13 protein-coding genes are annotated in these 15,314 nt (G+C 32.8%); 9 read left to right on the top strand and 4 right to left on the bottom strand.

The window, feature by feature from the left end; genetic code table 11:
- Nucleotides 1-206: 206 nt before the first annotated feature.
- Nucleotides 207-1,892 carry a sodium:solute symporter gene (locus GFJ94_RS12275; protein WP_153201818.1) on the top strand — a complete coding sequence of 562 codons (1,686 nt, stop codon included), beginning with the start codon at nucleotides 207-209 and terminating at the stop codon, nucleotides 1,890-1,892.
- A gap of 56 nt (nucleotides 1,893-1,948) precedes the next feature.
- Here the strand turns inward: GFJ94_RS12275 and GFJ94_RS12270 are convergent, their stop codons facing one another.
- On the bottom strand, nucleotides 1,949-2,800 hold the full coding sequence (locus GFJ94_RS12270; RefSeq protein WP_153201817.1) for a DUF2911 domain-containing protein: 852 nt from the start codon (nucleotides 2,798-2,800) through the stop codon (nucleotides 1,949-1,951).
- A 135-nt stretch (nucleotides 2,801-2,935) separates the two neighbouring features.
- Between GFJ94_RS12270 and GFJ94_RS12265 the strand changes: the two genes are divergently transcribed.
- The 7 genes from GFJ94_RS12265 (at nucleotide 2,936) to GFJ94_RS12235 (ending at nucleotide 8,849) form a co-directional block, all read left to right on the top strand.
- Entirely contained in the window at nucleotides 2,936-3,403 is a 468-nt protein-coding gene (locus GFJ94_RS12265) for an SRPBCC family protein (RefSeq protein WP_153201816.1), read from the top strand.
- 4 nt (nucleotides 3,404-3,407) lie between these two features.
- Nucleotides 3,408-4,106, top strand: coding sequence for an SDR family NAD(P)-dependent oxidoreductase (locus tag GFJ94_RS12260; protein WP_153201815.1), 699 nt, complete (start codon nucleotides 3,408-3,410; stop codon nucleotides 4,104-4,106).
- Nucleotides 4,107-4,212: 106 nt separating this feature from the next.
- Entirely contained in the window at nucleotides 4,213-5,499 is a 1,287-nt protein-coding gene (locus GFJ94_RS12255; protein WP_153201814.1) for a deoxyribodipyrimidine photo-lyase, read from the top strand.
- A gap of 51 nt (nucleotides 5,500-5,550) precedes the next feature.
- The gene (locus GFJ94_RS12250; protein WP_153201813.1) at nucleotides 5,551-7,011 is read left to right on the top strand and encodes a deoxyribodipyrimidine photo-lyase; all 1,461 of its coding nucleotides are present in this window, start codon (nucleotides 5,551-5,553) and stop codon (nucleotides 7,009-7,011) included.
- A gap of 423 nt (nucleotides 7,012-7,434) precedes the next feature.
- Nucleotides 7,435-7,977 carry a DUF4468 domain-containing protein gene (locus GFJ94_RS12245; protein ID WP_153201812.1) on the top strand — a complete coding sequence of 181 codons (543 nt, stop codon included), beginning with the start codon at nucleotides 7,435-7,437 and terminating at the stop codon, nucleotides 7,975-7,977.
- Nucleotides 7,978-8,097: 120 nt separating this feature from the next.
- Nucleotides 8,098-8,535: a VOC family protein gene (locus tag GFJ94_RS12240; RefSeq protein WP_153201811.1), complete on the top strand. Its 438-nt coding sequence runs from the start codon at nucleotides 8,098-8,100 to the stop codon at nucleotides 8,533-8,535.
- 5 nt (nucleotides 8,536-8,540) lie between these two features.
- The gene (locus GFJ94_RS12235) at nucleotides 8,541-8,849 is read left to right on the top strand and encodes a hypothetical protein (RefSeq protein ID WP_203228660.1); all 309 of its coding nucleotides are present in this window, start codon (nucleotides 8,541-8,543) and stop codon (nucleotides 8,847-8,849) included.
- Nucleotides 8,850-8,964: 115 nt separating this feature from the next.
- On the opposite strand, the gene menD is transcribed toward GFJ94_RS12235, so the two are convergent.
- A complete protein-coding gene (menD, locus tag GFJ94_RS12230) occupies nucleotides 8,965-10,617 on the bottom strand; it encodes a 2-succinyl-5-enolpyruvyl-6-hydroxy-3-cyclohexene-1-carboxylic-acid synthase (protein ID WP_153201810.1) in 1,653 nt (550 codons plus the stop codon).
- Nucleotides 10,618-10,693: 76 nt separating this feature from the next.
- Between menD and GFJ94_RS12225 the strand changes: the two genes are divergently transcribed.
- Nucleotides 10,694-11,188 carry a GNAT family N-acetyltransferase gene (locus GFJ94_RS12225; protein ID WP_153201809.1) on the top strand — a complete coding sequence of 165 codons (495 nt, stop codon included), beginning with the start codon at nucleotides 10,694-10,696 and terminating at the stop codon, nucleotides 11,186-11,188.
- 147 nt (nucleotides 11,189-11,335) lie between these two features.
- On the opposite strand, the gene GFJ94_RS12220 is transcribed toward GFJ94_RS12225, so the two are convergent.
- Nucleotides 11,336-11,929 carry a glutathione peroxidase gene (locus GFJ94_RS12220; RefSeq protein ID WP_153201808.1) on the bottom strand — a complete coding sequence of 198 codons (594 nt, stop codon included), beginning with the start codon at nucleotides 11,927-11,929 and terminating at the stop codon, nucleotides 11,336-11,338.
- 158 nt (nucleotides 11,930-12,087) lie between these two features.
- Entirely contained in the window at nucleotides 12,088-15,246 is a 3,159-nt protein-coding gene (ccsA, locus tag GFJ94_RS12215; protein ID WP_153201807.1) for a cytochrome c biogenesis protein CcsA, read from the bottom strand.
- Between the last annotated feature and the right edge of the window lie 68 nt (nucleotides 15,247-15,314).

Raw genomic sequence — 15,314 nt, 5'->3', positions numbered from 1 at the left:
TGATGAAGAGTGATTGATAATTGAAATATTATTTGATTTTGAACTTGAAACCTGAAACTTGAAACCTGAAATCTTAAACTTGAAACCTGAAACAAAAAACAACATGGAAGAAAAACACAAATGGAAAAAAAGTTATAGTATCGTTCTTATAATGAATGCTATCTACATTTTAATTTTCTATTTACTAATGGAAATATACAACTAATATGGAAGTTTTAGATTGGATTGTATTATCCACTACCCTATTTTTTATCGTGATTTATGGTGCTTTAAAAACAAAAGGTAGCGCCAACGTAAAAGATTATTTATTAGACAACAACCAAACGCCTTGGTTTACCGTTGGGATTTCGGTTATGGCTACGCAAGCAAGTGCCATTACTTTTTTATCCACTCCAGGGCAAGCCTATCATGACGGAATGGGTTTTGTGCAGTTCTATTTCGGACTTCCGCTAGCGGTGATTGTAATTGCTTACACTTTTATTCCAATTTATCACAGATTAAAAGTATATACGGCTTACGAATATTTAGAACAGCGTTTTAATGTTCAAACTCGAACATTAGCAGCAATTTTATTCCTAATCCAAAGAGGTTTAGGAACCGGAATTACGATTTATGCTCCTTCTATCATTCTGTCGGCACTTTTAGGTTGGAATTTGAATATGCTGAATATCATCATTGGAATTTTGGTAATTGTATACACTGTTACAGGTGGAACAAAAGCAGTGAATGTCACTCAAAAGCAACAAATGTTTGTGATTATGAGTGGAATGTTTATCATTTTCTTCTACATTTTAGCGAATTTACCAGAAGAAGTTGATTTTTCAAATGTATTGCACATTGCTGGTGCCAATGGAAAAATGGATATTTTAGATTTCTCCTACAATCCCGAAACACGCTACACCTTTTGGAGCGGAATCACAGGAGGATTTTTTCTAATGCTTTCCTATTTCGGAACCGATCAATCGCAAGTAGGTCGCTATCTTTCTGGAAAATCTGTAAAGGAAAGCCAAATGGGATTAATCATGAACGGATTACTAAAAGTTCCAATGCAATTTTTTATTCTTTTAACTGGAGTTTTGGTGTTTGTTTTCTTTCAGTTTAATGATGCGCCTTTGCATTTTAACCCAACTAATGTTGAAAAAGTAAAAACATCTGAACAAAAAGGAGCGTATGAAAATTTAGAAAAAAAATTAACGGAATTAAACACCGATAAAAAAATTGTCAATCAAATCTATATTGAACAATTAAAACATAACGAATACGACAATCCGATTCTAAAAAAACAAATGGTGGCGCTTTCTTTAAAAGAAAAAGATTTGAGAGAAAAAGCCAAAGTGGTTATTTCTAAAGTAGATGAGAAAACCGAAACCAACGATAAAGATTATGTTTTTCTGTATTTCATTTTAAACTATCTTCCAAAAGGACTTTTAGGTTTGCTTTTAGCCGTTATCTTTAGCGCAGCTATGTCTTCGAGTGCTTCGGGTTTAAATTCCTTAGGTGCTACATCAGCTATTGATATTTACAAGCGAAATGTCAATGCTAAATCAGACAAACATTATGTGTATGCAACACAATATTTCACCGTTTTTTGGGGAATTGTTGCCATCGGATTCGCTTGTGTTAGTTCGTTGTTCGAAAACTTAATTCAATTAGTAAATATAATTGGATCTATATTTTACGGAACCGTTTTAGGAATTTTCTTAATTGGATTTTACATTAACTATGTTAAAGGGAAAGCTGTTTTCATTGCTGCATGTATTAGTCAGTCAGCAATTTTCTATATTTTTTACCTAGATGTTGTTGGTTACTTGTGGTTGAATTTTATTGGAGCTTTACTTACAATCGGATTATCAGTAGTACTCCAGAAAATATTTAATAAATCAGATATATAAAAATAAAAAAAGTCCCGAATATTTCGGGACTTTCCATTTGAATTAATGCTTAACTATTATTTTGACCATTCAGCAATGCTGTCTTTATTCATTTTTTCATAATCACCGTTTCCAGCTTTAACTGATAATGCTAATGATTCTTTTGCAGTTGCAATAGCTCCTTTTTTATCACCTTGTTTTGCCTGAATTAACGATTTTAATCTCAAATACCAAAAAGGAACATCTCTATCCTTTGGAGAGTTTGAAATAGCATTATTTACCCAAGACAAAGCCTTATTCATGTCGCCATTAGATTGATAAAAATATTGTGCCGAAGCAAAATAATCATTAGCAGTAGGTCCAGCTAATGCTTTTTCAATACTTTTCATTGCAATATCTTGTGTAGGTACAGAAAAAGGAACTGATACCATAGTTCTTTCCCAAGCCAATTCAATAACACCAGTGTCATTTGTCAAATTATTTAAGAAAATAGACAAAGATTCTATAGACTTATGTAATGTTTCAGGTTTAACTGTAATTTTCAAAGCTACATTTGATTCTTCCCACTTTTCTGGTAATCCCCAATTATTTGTGTCTGAGTAAAAAATAACATCCCAGCTATCTGCCTTAGGTGTTGTATATAAAGCGTATTTACCTTTTTTTAAATCTTTACCATCAATCTTTACATCTTCACTAAAAGTAATGATCGTATTTGCATTGGCACCTGTACGCCACATTTTTCCAAAAGGAACTAAGTCACCATATACAGTTCTTCCTTTTGCACTTGGTCTTGAGTATTCTACCTGAACAGTAGATAACCCAACAACTTGTTCAACTTTAGCTAAAGGACTTGATTGAGGCGTCTTTACTTGCGCTTCAACAACTAAGTTGGCTAATACCATTGCCAACATAACAATAATTTTTCTCATAGGTTTTTGTTTTAGATTTTCAAATTTACAAATTGTATTAGAATCAAATGTTAATATAAACTTAAATGAATTATTTTTTGTTTAATTTTTAATAAAAAAAATTAAACAAATTTATATCTTTACAAAAAAATTGACATGAAAATATATCGATTACATACCAAACAAAATTTACCCATTACAATAGATGAAGCATGGGATTTACTTTCTGATCCGAAAAATCTTCAAAAAATTACACCTGAATATATGGGATTTAAAATTCTTTCAGGTGCAGACCGACCAATGTTTCCAGGACAAATCATTCAGTATATTGTTACTCCTGTTTTAGGAATTCCAGCCAAATGGGTAACCGAAATTACTCATGTGGTAGATAAGCAGTATTTTGTAGATGAACAACGTTTTGGTCCTTATGCGCTTTGGCATCACAAACACTTCATTAAAGAAATTCCTGGCGGTGTAGAAATGGAAGATATTGTAGATTATAAAGTTCCAATGGGAATTATTGGTCAATTAGTTCATCCGTTTTTGGTAAAACCGAAATTGAATGAAATTTTTGAATACAGAAGAAAAAAATTAATTGAAATGTTTGGGGAATTTAAAGGATAAAATCATGAAAAATATATTATTAATAGGCGGTTCTTATGGAATTGGATTAGCCATAGCACAAGAACTTCAAAACGAAAACAATATTTTTGTTGCCTCCAGAACTAATGAAAATTTAGCAGGTTTAAATGTTAATCATATTCCGTTTGATGCTTCAACAGATACTTTAGATACCTCAAAATTACCTGCAATTTTAGATGGTTTGGTTTATTGTCCAGGAAGTATTAATTTACGTCCGTTTAGAGGATTAAAACCTGAAGCTTTTGAAGCCGATTTACAAATTAATTTCATTAGTTTAGTAAAAGTAATTCAAGCTGTTTTACCTAATTTGACAGCTGGTGAATATTCGAGCATTGTGCTTTTTAGTAGTGTTGCTGCTTCTATGGGAATGCCATTTCATACAAGTGTTGCCGCAGCAAAAGGTGCAATAGAAGGATTTGCAAAAGCTTTAGCGGCAGAATATGCGCCAAAAATAAGAGTAAACGTAATTGCACCATCATTAACCGATACGCCATTAGCAGATAAATTCTTAAATAACGAAACCAAACAAGAAAAGTCAGCCGAACGTCATCCGTTAAAACGATTTGGAAAACCAGAAGACAGCGCACAAATGGCAAGCTTTTTATTGAGTGATAAAAGCAGTTGGATTTCAGGACAAATTTTCCATGTTGATGGCGGAATGTCTACTTTATTAGTAAACGGATAAAACAAATTCAAGGACAAGTTCAAATTCAAAAATAAAACTTGAAACTTGAAACCTTAAACCTTAAACCTGAAACTTGAAACTTGAAACTTGAAACAAATAAAAAAACATGAATATCTTTTGGTTTAGACGCGATTTAAGAATAGAAGACAACGTAGGACTTTTTCATGCTTTAAATAGTAATGAAGAAGTATTACCAATTTTTATTTTTGACGAAATTATTTTGTCGGAACTTCCAAAAGATGATGCTCGCGTTACTTTTATTCACGAACAATTAGAAAAAATTCAGTCAGAATTGAGTAAAATTGGGAAGTCATTAGCAATATTTCACGGAAATCCGATTGATGTTTTTACCAAATTAATTTCCGAAAATAAAATCACATCAGTTTATACCAATCACGATTACGAACCTTACGCTCGAAAGCGTGACAAGGAAATGAATCAGTTATTTGTTGCCAATGGAATTTCGTTTTTAACCTCAAAAGACCAAGTTATTTTTGAAAAAAGCGAAGTCGTAAAAGACGACGGAACGCCTTATGTGGTTTACACACCTTATTCCAAAAAATGGAAAGAGAACTTTAGAAAAATTAAGTTAGTTCATTACAATTCGGAAGATAAATTGGATAAAATTGCGCAGCACTCCTACTCTTTTTTATCGTTGACAGAAATTGGTTTTGAAAAATCGAATATAAAAGTTTCAGCATTTGATGTTTCCGAAAATTTAATTCAAAATTATGAAGCTACGCGAAATTTTCCAGCTTTGAATAAAACTTCTTATTTGGGAATTTACCTAAGATTTGGTGCGGTTTCTATTCGAAAAATGGTTGAAAAAGCTATTGCTGAAAAGAACGAAACCTTTTGGAATGAATTGATTTGGCGAGAATTCTTCATGCAAATTCTATTGCATTTTCCACATACTAAAAATGCAAGTTTCCGACCAAAATACGATGCCATTACTTGGGAAAACAATGAAGAATTGTATCAAAAATGGTGTCAAGGAAAAACAGGTTATCCATTTGTTGATGCAGGAATGCGCGAATTAAACACAACTGGTCATATGCACAACCGAGTTCGAATGATTGTAGCAAGTTTTCTATGCAAACATTTGCTAATCGATTGGCGTTGGGGCGAAACTTATTTTGCTCAAAAACTATTAGATTACGAAATGGCAAGTAATGTGGGGAATTGGCAATGGGCAGCAGGTTCTGGTGTAGATGCAGCTCCATATTTCCGAATTTTCAACCCAACAGAACAAATCAAAAAGTTTGATAAAGACTTAAAATATATTAAAAAATGGATTCCTGAATTGGAAACCCAATATTATCCAAAACCAATTGTAGACCACAAAGAAGCACGAGAACGTTGCTTAAAAGTGTATAAAGAAGCGGTTGGTTAGTTCAGTATTCAGTGTACAGCATATAGTGTTCAGTAAAAAAACTGTTTAAAAATGAAAGTTGTTTGGTTCAAGAGAGATTTGCGTTTGCACGATCATGAAGCCTTACATGAAGCCTTATCGACTTCGGGCAAAACTTTATTGCTTTATATTTTTGAACCTTCGCTGATGAAAGATTATCATTATAGTCAGCGTCATTTCGATTTTATAAAACAATCGTTAGAAGCACTTCAAAAAGAATTACAAAAATATCACACACAAATTTTAATTGTTCAAGGCGAAGCGACTACCATTTTTAAAAAACTTTCTGAACAAATTGAAATTTCAACAGTTTATTCTCATCAAGAAACAGGAATAAAACTGACTTACGAAAGAGATTTAGCCGTGGCTGAATTGCTTAAAGAAAAAGGAATCATCTGGAAAGAATACATCACAAATGCTGTAATTCGTGGCATCAAAAACCGAAAAACGTGGAAAGAAGATTGGTATGATTACATGGATAAAGATTGTTTACCATTTCAACCAACGCCAAGAAGTTTTGTAAAATATATCGAAATTGAAGAATTAGAAAATGCTTTTGATGTTCCTTCGATTAAAACAATTCACAATACCAATTTTCAAAAAGGTGGCGTTCCAACAGCTTTACGTTATATGAAATCTTTTTTTGAAGAACGTGTGCAAAATTATAGCAATCATATTTCTAAACCCGAATTAGGTAGAAAAGGATGTAGCCGATTATCGCCTTATATTGCTTGGGGAAATTTATCTATTCGACAAGTGTATACTAAAGCTTGGGAAACTCACCAACAAGGAAAATTCAAACGTCAAATTTCAAATTTTGCGTCAAGATTGCGTTGGCAAGCTCATTTCATTCAGAAATTTGAAATGGAAAGTACTATGGAATTTATTGCCGTAAATAAAGGTTATCGCAATTTGAATCAAAAAGTTAACGAAAAATATCATAAAGCTTGGATAACCGGAAAAACAGGTGTTCCACTTGTTGATGCTTGCATGCGCTGTTTAAATACAACAGGTTATTTGAATTTTAGAATGCGTGCTTTGGTGGTTTCGTTTTATACCCATCATTTGTTTCAACCTTGGCAGAATTGTAGTCCGCATTTGGCACAACAATTCTTAGATTTTGAACCTGGTATACATTATCCGCAAATTCAAATGCAAGCTGGTGTGACTGGAATTAATACATTACGCGTTTATAATCCCGTAAAAAACTCTTACGAACACGATGCTGATGGCACTTTTATCAAAAAATGGATTCCTGAATTAGCGAATATTCCAGCAGAATTTATTCACGAACCTTGGAAATTAACTCCAATAGAACAAATGTTGTATGATTTTCAGATAGGTCGCGATTACCCTTCTCCTATTGTAAATTTGGAAGAAGCACGTAAATTTTCAAGTGATTTCTTTTGGTCGATGCGAAAAGACGAATCCGTTAAAAAAGATAGCAAACGAATAGTAGAAAGACACACGTTTCAAGATAGAGAAATGGGTTAATTTAAATCTCGATAGCGCGTAATTACATTCCGTGCCCATAATACTAAAAAGGTATTTTACTTCAACCCTCAAAAAAAAATCTAACAAAATACCATTATTCTCTTTTTCTGGTGTGAAAATTTCTAGGATACTTGGTTTTTCATTTTGGTTTAGGAATTCAGCATATTGTTGTTGTAAAGTCGTTTCATCATTCGCTTCAAAATAAACAAAACCGTACATTTTGGCTAAATTGAGAGGCAATTAATTGATGCAAAGTTTAAAAAATATATTTTAAACGTTTCATTTTCTTGATGTTAGGGTAGAATGCTGAAAAAATCTCAACCGATGTTATTCAGTAAAATAATTTTAAAGTTTTTTTTATTTTAAAAAAAATATATTATCATTGTATTCAACTAAGCTTTTATTAAACCAAGCTCCATAAATATGAAAAAAATCCTTTTATTATTAGCATTAACTACGTTCACCATGAATGCCCAAGAAAAATTTGATTTCCCATTGAATGAAAACGGGCAGATTATTTTTACGGAAGTTGTATCTGCGGATGGAAAAACCAAAGATGACTTGTATAACAACTCCAAAATGTTCTTTGTAAATATCTATAAAGAAACACAGGATAAGATTAAGCAGGACAAGGAAGCGTCTTCGGTTACTGACACCCAGTATTCTTTTATGACAATTAAGGCAAACGGAAGCGAGACAAAAGTAAAATTATTTTATACTATTACTATTATGTCAAAAGACGGCAAATACAAATACGAAATAAAAAATATATTTGTCAAATCGAGTACTGAAACAACTGTAGAGAAAATGTTTGACAAGTTGGCTTCCGAAAAAGCGGTGGATAACCCAAAATTAATGGAAACTCTTAGAGCCTATTATGCAGGAATCAATTCTACAATTGAAACCATTAAAAGCGACATTAAAAAGGAAATGGCTAAATCTAGCGCAGCAAAAAGCGACTGGTAGTTTAATTACAAGATATACTAAAAAAACTTCAAATGATTGAAGTTTTTTTTAGTTTTAAATGGTAGTTTACCGAGCGAAGTATAAATAGAGCAATTTTGTATCTAATAAAAACACAAAACTATGGCACTAATCAATCCACACATTAACTTCAATGGCAATGCTGAAGAAGCGTTTCTTTTTTACCAATCGGTATTTGGTGGCGAATTTGCCAAAATTATGCGTTTCAAAGACTTGGCAAGCGATGAATTTCCTGTTCCAGAAAGCGAAGTCAACAAAATCATGCACATTGCTTTACCTATTAGCAACAATATTTTAATGGGTAACGATGTTCCAGAAAGCATGGGACCAGTTAATGAAAATGAAAACCGTTCTAAAATATCCATTAGTACTGCAAGTCGCGAAGAAGCCGATAAATTGTTCAACGGACTTTCAGCAGGTGGAACTGTCGAATATCCAATGAGCGATAGTCCTTGGGGCTCTTATTTTGGCATGTTTAGAGACAAATACGGCATCGAATGGATGGTTGATTTTGATCCAAAGTATAAAGGAAAAGTATAAGCAAAATGATTTTCAATTTAAAAAAGAAAACAAAATCTGACTCATACAATTTTTCTTTACCTAAAGAAACCATTTGTTTTACATTTGAACATGTATTTGAAGAAGGAAAAGATATATTATATGTTTCACATGATGAAGATGGAGATTGGCAATTTATGTGTGGCGAAAGCAATCACGTTCCTGAAAATGGTAAACTTATTTGTTTAGAGCATATAATTAAACTTGATTCAACGCTAAACGAAATTGCAGAGATACCCTTAGGACACGTAGCTGAGAGAAAAAAGCGTGGTGAGAAATGGGAAATTTATAAATAACCTACTTCAACCCTCTAAAAAATCCAGATAGCGCGGAATTGCATTCCGTGCCCATAATAATAAAAAACGCAGTCAAAAAAAATTGACAGCGTTTTTTATTTTACTTAAATAAGTTTTACTTCAACCCTCTAAAATAATCTAACAAAATTCCATTATTCTCTTTCTCTGGAGTGTAAATTTCTAGAATACTTGGTTTTTCATTTTGGTTTAGGAATGCAGTATATTGTTGTTGTAATGAAGCTTCATCATTCGCTTCAAAATAATTCAGTCCATACATTTTAGCCAAATGTGAGGCATTTAATTGGTGCGACGTTTCAAAATACGTGTTAAACGTTTCGGTTTCTTGATGTCCAGGTAAAATTCTGAAAATACCGCCACCGCTGTTATTCAGTAAAATAATTTTGAAGGTTGTAGGAATGTAATTGTTCCACAAGGCGTTACTGTCGTATAAAAAACTAATGTCTCCAGTAATCAACATCGTTGGTAAATCAGATGCTAAAGCTGCTCCAATGGCTGTAGAAGTGCTTCCATCAATACCACTTGTACCACGATTGCAAAAAACTTGTATGCTTTTGTCTAAATCAAATAACTGTAAGTAACGTATCGCAGAACTATTACTCACTTGTAACTGACTGTTTTTTGGCAGATTTTGGCAAATAAAATCAAACACTTTAAAATCCGAAAACGGAATTTTTGCGGTGTATTCTTGGTGTTTCGCAACTCTTTCTTTCCTAATATTCGCAATATTTGATTTATATGTACTTTCAATCGTTTTTTCTGTCAATAACTGACTTAAAAAAGTATTTATTTTAGTTTCAAAATGATTTGTAAGTGCTCCAAAAGTATCATACGCACGTAATTCATCTACATGCCAATGATGAGCTGGTTTGTATTTTCGTAAAAACGCTTTAATACGTTTCGAAACGACCATTCCGCCAAAAGTCAACAAAATTTCAGGTTGAAACGCTTTGAAATCATCCTCTGTAAATGGCGTAATCAACGTATCAATTTGGTCGATGAATGTTGAATGATGTAAATTCGATGTTTTTTCGGTTAAAACCACCACACTTGGGTCATTCGCTAAAACATCTAAATATTTTTGCTCTACTGAATTTGGGAACAACTCTCCTACTAAAACCAATTTCTTAGTGGCTTTGTTCCAAGTTTCAATAGTTGAATTTCCTAAAGAAAAAGACTTGATTTCGGTATTAAAATTGATAATCTCAGGTTGCACTTGTAATTCGGAAACGGTTTCGTACAAAGGTTCTTCAAAAGGCGCATTGATGTGAACTGGCCCTTTTTGGGTAACCGCAACATGCAACGCCAATTGAATATTATTGTCGTTTTCAGTCGATACATTTTCTTGCAAATTAGCATTGTACAAACTGTGATTCGCAAATACATTTTCCTGACGAATAGTTTGTCCGTCTCCAATATCAATCTTGTTTTGTGGTCTATCCGCAGAAATTACTACTAATGGAATTTGGCTATAAAACGCCTCCGCAATCGCAGGATAATAATTCAGCAAAGCCGAACCCGAAGTACAAACTACAACAACGGGTTTCTGAATTTGTTGGGCAATTCCTAAAGCAAAAAATGCAGCACAACGTTCGTCAGCAATACTGTAACATTTGAAAAACGGATTTTTAGTAAATCCAATGGTCAAAGGAGCATTGCGCGAACCTGGTGAAATTACGATATGTTGGACTCCTTTTTGTTGGCAAATTTCGATAATGCTTTGCGCTAAAGGAATTTTTGGATACATCATTTTAAAAATAACTGGACTACAAAGTTACGAAGTTGAAAAGGTTTTTAGTACTTTTACTACGTAATTTCTTTACGAAATGGATATAAAAATTAGAGACTACCAAATAGCAGATTGTCCTGCAATTTTAGACATCATCAACGATGCAATTTTGCACTCGACTGCTTTATATGATTACAACGTACGAACTTTAGCCACGCAAGAAGCTATTTTTGAAGAAAAAATTCAGAAAGGGTTTCCTGTTATCGTTGCCGAAATGAATAATGAAGTCTTAGGTTTCGGTTATTACAGCGAATTCCGTTTCAGAGAAGCTTATAAATTTACAGTAGAACATTCGGTTTATGCGAATAAGAATTCTATTGGAAAAGGAATAGGAAAATTATTATTGACCGAATTAATCGAAAAAGCAAAAAAACAAAATCTCCACACGATGATTGGCGTTATTGATTCAGAAAACACCAATAGTATCGATTTTCATAAAAAATTCGGCTTTGAAGAAGTAGGATTTATAAAAGAATCAGGTTTTAAATTTAACCGATGGTTGCATTCTGTTTTTGTTCAAAAAATGTTGTGATTTTAAACACATAGACACATAGAAAAAAATTAAAAAAAGGTTTATTTAAGCATTTCATTTACACATAGCTTTGTCTATGTAATCTATGCCAAGTGAAACGACTAAAAACAAACAATAAATACCTATGTGACTATGTGTTTCAAAAAACTATTTCCCTTCAATCCAATTTACGATTTCAGCATCAGTAGGTAACGTTCTTGGAGAAACTACTTTTGCCAATTCACCATTTTCGTTGATTAAGTATTTTTGGAAGTTCCATTGTACTTCGCTGTCTTCTAATCCGTTTTTAGCCTTTTGTGTTAAAAATTGATAAATTGGGTGCATATCACCACCTTTTACCGAAATTTTAGCCATCATTGGAAACGAAACACCATAATTTTTTTGACAAAAAGTAGCAATTTGCGCATTTGTTCCTGGTTCTTGCGCTCCGAAGTTATTCGCTGGAAATCCTACGATTACGAAGTTTTGGTCTTTGTACTTTTCGTAAATTGCTTGTAATTGTTCGTATTGCGGTGTTAAACCACATTCTGAAGCGGTATTGACCACTAAGATTTTCTTCCCTTTTAAGGTTGAAAAATCAAAAGTATCTCCGCTCAAATCTTCTACTTTAAACTGATAAATCGTTTCTTTTGCCATTGGTGTCGTGGTTGCTGTTGCTGTAGTCGTTTGCTTTTTTTGTGCCTGATTTTGACAACTGAAAAACAAAGCTACTACTGAAAACAAGGTTACTAATTTTTTCATCTCTTTTTTATTTCAAATTTAGGATTTTAAAACGCATTTTTTGATAAACATTTCATAAAACACTCACAAACAAAACTCCTATCTGTCAAGCTGAATTCATTTCAGCTTCTAAATCATTTTCGAGATGCTGAAACAAGTTCAGCATGACAATACATCAATTATTTTTTATAATACTTCTTATACGGAAAGTAAGCTATTGCCGATATTACTATGACAATTGCTAAAATAATAAAGTAATAAGTTACGTTTTGTTTTTCACCTGAAGCGTAACTATGTAAACCACTCAAGTGGAAATTTACTCCAAAATAGGTCATTAAAATTGAAGCGAAAGCTAAAACGCTCATTACGTTATAAATCCATCTTCCTCTTAAAGCTGGCACAAAACGTGCGTGAATTACAAACGCATATACCATAATACTAATTAATGCCCAAGTTTCTTTTGGATCCCAACCCCAATAACGTCCCCAACTTTCGTTTGCCCATTGTCCGCCAAGGAAGTTTCCAATGGTTAACATGACCAAACCTACGGTTAACGCCATTTCGTTGATGTATGTGATTTCGTCTATGCTTAATTTCATTCTTTCTTTGTTCTTTTCATTAGTGAAAATCATCAAGAATAACGAAACTAAACCTAAAACCATCGCTAAAGTAAATGGTCCGTAACTAGCCACAATAACCGCTACGTGAATCATTAACCAGTACGAATTTAAAACCGGTTGTAAGTTTCCGATAGATGGATCCATCCAATTCCAATGTGCAATCATCAAAATCATTGCAGTTACAAATGCGGTTGAAGCTACAGTAAGTTTTGAATCTTTTCCGAAAGCCAAGCCAAAGAACATCGTTGCCCAAGCTACATAAATCATACTTTCATAAGCATCACTCCAAGGCGCGTGTCCTGAAATGTACCATCTTACAATTAAACCTGCTAAATGCAATATGAAAAACAAACCAATCAATCCGTGAAAAACATTAATAATTGTTCGGATTACTTTTGAATCTATGAAAATTTGAACTATACAGAAAATCAACATTAAAACCCCAGCCAACATATACATATAATATAATCGTTTGAAAATATCGTATTTGTTGTATGTAATTTCAGAACTGATTTTACTTTCTGAAAGCATAACGGCAGCACCGTATTTCTTTTGGTATTCGTTTAATCCTTTTAAAAGACTATTTGGTAATTCGTAATTATTACTTTTCGAAGCTTTTTCTAAAGCGTTTAAGTAAAATGGCATTACGTTTTTAATCGAATCTAAAGCGGTTCCTGTTGGTTGGTTGACTTCTAAAAACGAAACCCATTTATTCGATTTATCACCTGGAACTGGGAACACTTTTAAAATTTGTCCACTTAAAGCCGAATATAAAAGATTTACTTTCTTATCCGCTTCAATAAAATCTTTTTGAAATTGATTTGGAACTGGTTCTTTGTAAGCGGTTTCTAAAAATTTGGCTAATTTGTAATTTCCAGTTTCGTCAAAAAACGAGATAAGTGGTGCATATCTAGCCTCTTTTTCAACTCCAATTAATTTACGAATACTATCATTTCCTCTTTTCAAATAAATGATTGGCAATCCATACCAATACTGAGGAAATTGTGTCATCGATAAAAAAGCTTGATCCGAATTCATCCCTTCATACGTATCGCTTTTTGATACTTTACGAAGTAATTCTGATGAAAACGTATTGATAGGCTTCATTCGCCCGTTATCCTGAATTACTACTTTTCCAAATTCGCTTGCGTGCTCTTTCGAAATTTCGTGCTCCTTTAATAATTTTAGAATTTCTTCTTTACTTGGTTGGTGATTGTGCTCTTGAGCAAAAGTTAAAGTCGAAAATAAAATCAAAAACACGCTCAATAAACTTGCTTTCTTTTTCTTCACTTTTTCTAATTTTTCTTTCAAACTAGCAAAACGAGTATTTTTATTGAATAAGATAGCCATCATTCCGAAGTATAATAAGAAATAACCAATGTACGTAATCCAAGTTCCCCAGAAATCGTGACTTACCGATAAATTTGTTCCTTTTTCATCTGGATCAAATCCGGCTTGGAAAAATCTAAATCCTCTGTAATCTAAGATATTGTTCATAAAAACACTGTCTTTAAATGTTTTCTTTTGTTCAGTATCAATCACTTCAATCTTACTTTTGAAAGCCGAATAACTATTTTCTGTTCCTGGATATTTATCAGCAATGAAATCGTCTAATTTGATTGTAAATGGAGTATTATAAACTTTACTTCCATAAAAAAGTGTAAACTCTAAATTACCAATTTTTACGCTTTGTGGAACTCCTTGTTTTCCTCTTGCTCCTACTAAAGTTAAAACTTCTTCTTTTCCTTGTGTTTTGATTTTAACTTTCAACGCATCATCGGTTTGTTTGTCTTTAAAATCATTATTCGATTTAAAAGTCAATTCTCCTTTAATTGCTGGCTCTGGAAATACAAATTGAGCTCCACCAATATTATACAACGAACGTAACATTAAAGGTTGTACTGAATCTTTAACCACTTTACCTTGTAATTTATCTGCCATTCTCATGAAATCACCTTCAAAAGGCGTTTGAATGGTATAAGCTTCTGCAATTTTGGTAATGTTGATTGCTCCTTCTGTATATTTATTAAAAGCAAAAAGTACGTTATGTAAGTTTTGAACTTCACCTTCTTTTAAGTAATGTTCGTGACGAGTTCCTCCACTCGACTCTACCATTTTAACCATCAACTGTCCGTTTTCTGAAGCTACTACAGTTTCCGTTGCGTTCATAACAAACTCTTGGTGTTCTACTTCAAATGGAATTCCGCTAAATTCCTCATCTATTGAAAAATAGTTACTAGCAAATGTGTTCAAAAAAGCATCATCTTTAACTTCTGGTGCTAAATATAATCCTTCTTCAAAAGTCTTACGTCGCATTTGACCTTCGTGATTTCCGTCAACTAAAACAGTTAAATACGGTTTATCCGAATAAATAATATTGGCTGATTCTCCTTCTCTAATAGGCATCATTCCTTCGTAACTAATATAACGAGTAACAAAAGCTCCTATAATAATTAGAATAAAAGAAAGGTGCAATAATAAGGTAGCCCAATTTTCTTTTTTATGTAATTGATAACGTTTGATGTTTCCAATAAAATTGATTACAAAAAACACCATAATAACTTCAAACCAAACGGCATTGTAAACAATAACTCGTGCGGTATCAGTATTATAAGCATCTTCAATAAAAGTTCCGGCTGCCATGGCTACAGCAAATGCAATGAATAAAAAAGCCATTAAGCGTGTGGAAGATAACAGGGATAGTATTTTTTTCTCCATGAGTTGGGAATACGTTTTTTATAAATTGGCACAAATGTACTCAAAAACAAAAACATTTCCGCGAAGTT

The sequence above is a fragment of the Flavobacterium sp. LMO8 genome (assembly GCF_009495755.1).
Taxonomy (GTDB): domain Bacteria; phylum Bacteroidota; class Bacteroidia; order Flavobacteriales; family Flavobacteriaceae; genus Flavobacterium.
Note: the sequence above shows the minus strand (reverse complement) of the source record. Positions and strands in the feature narration are given on the sequence as shown.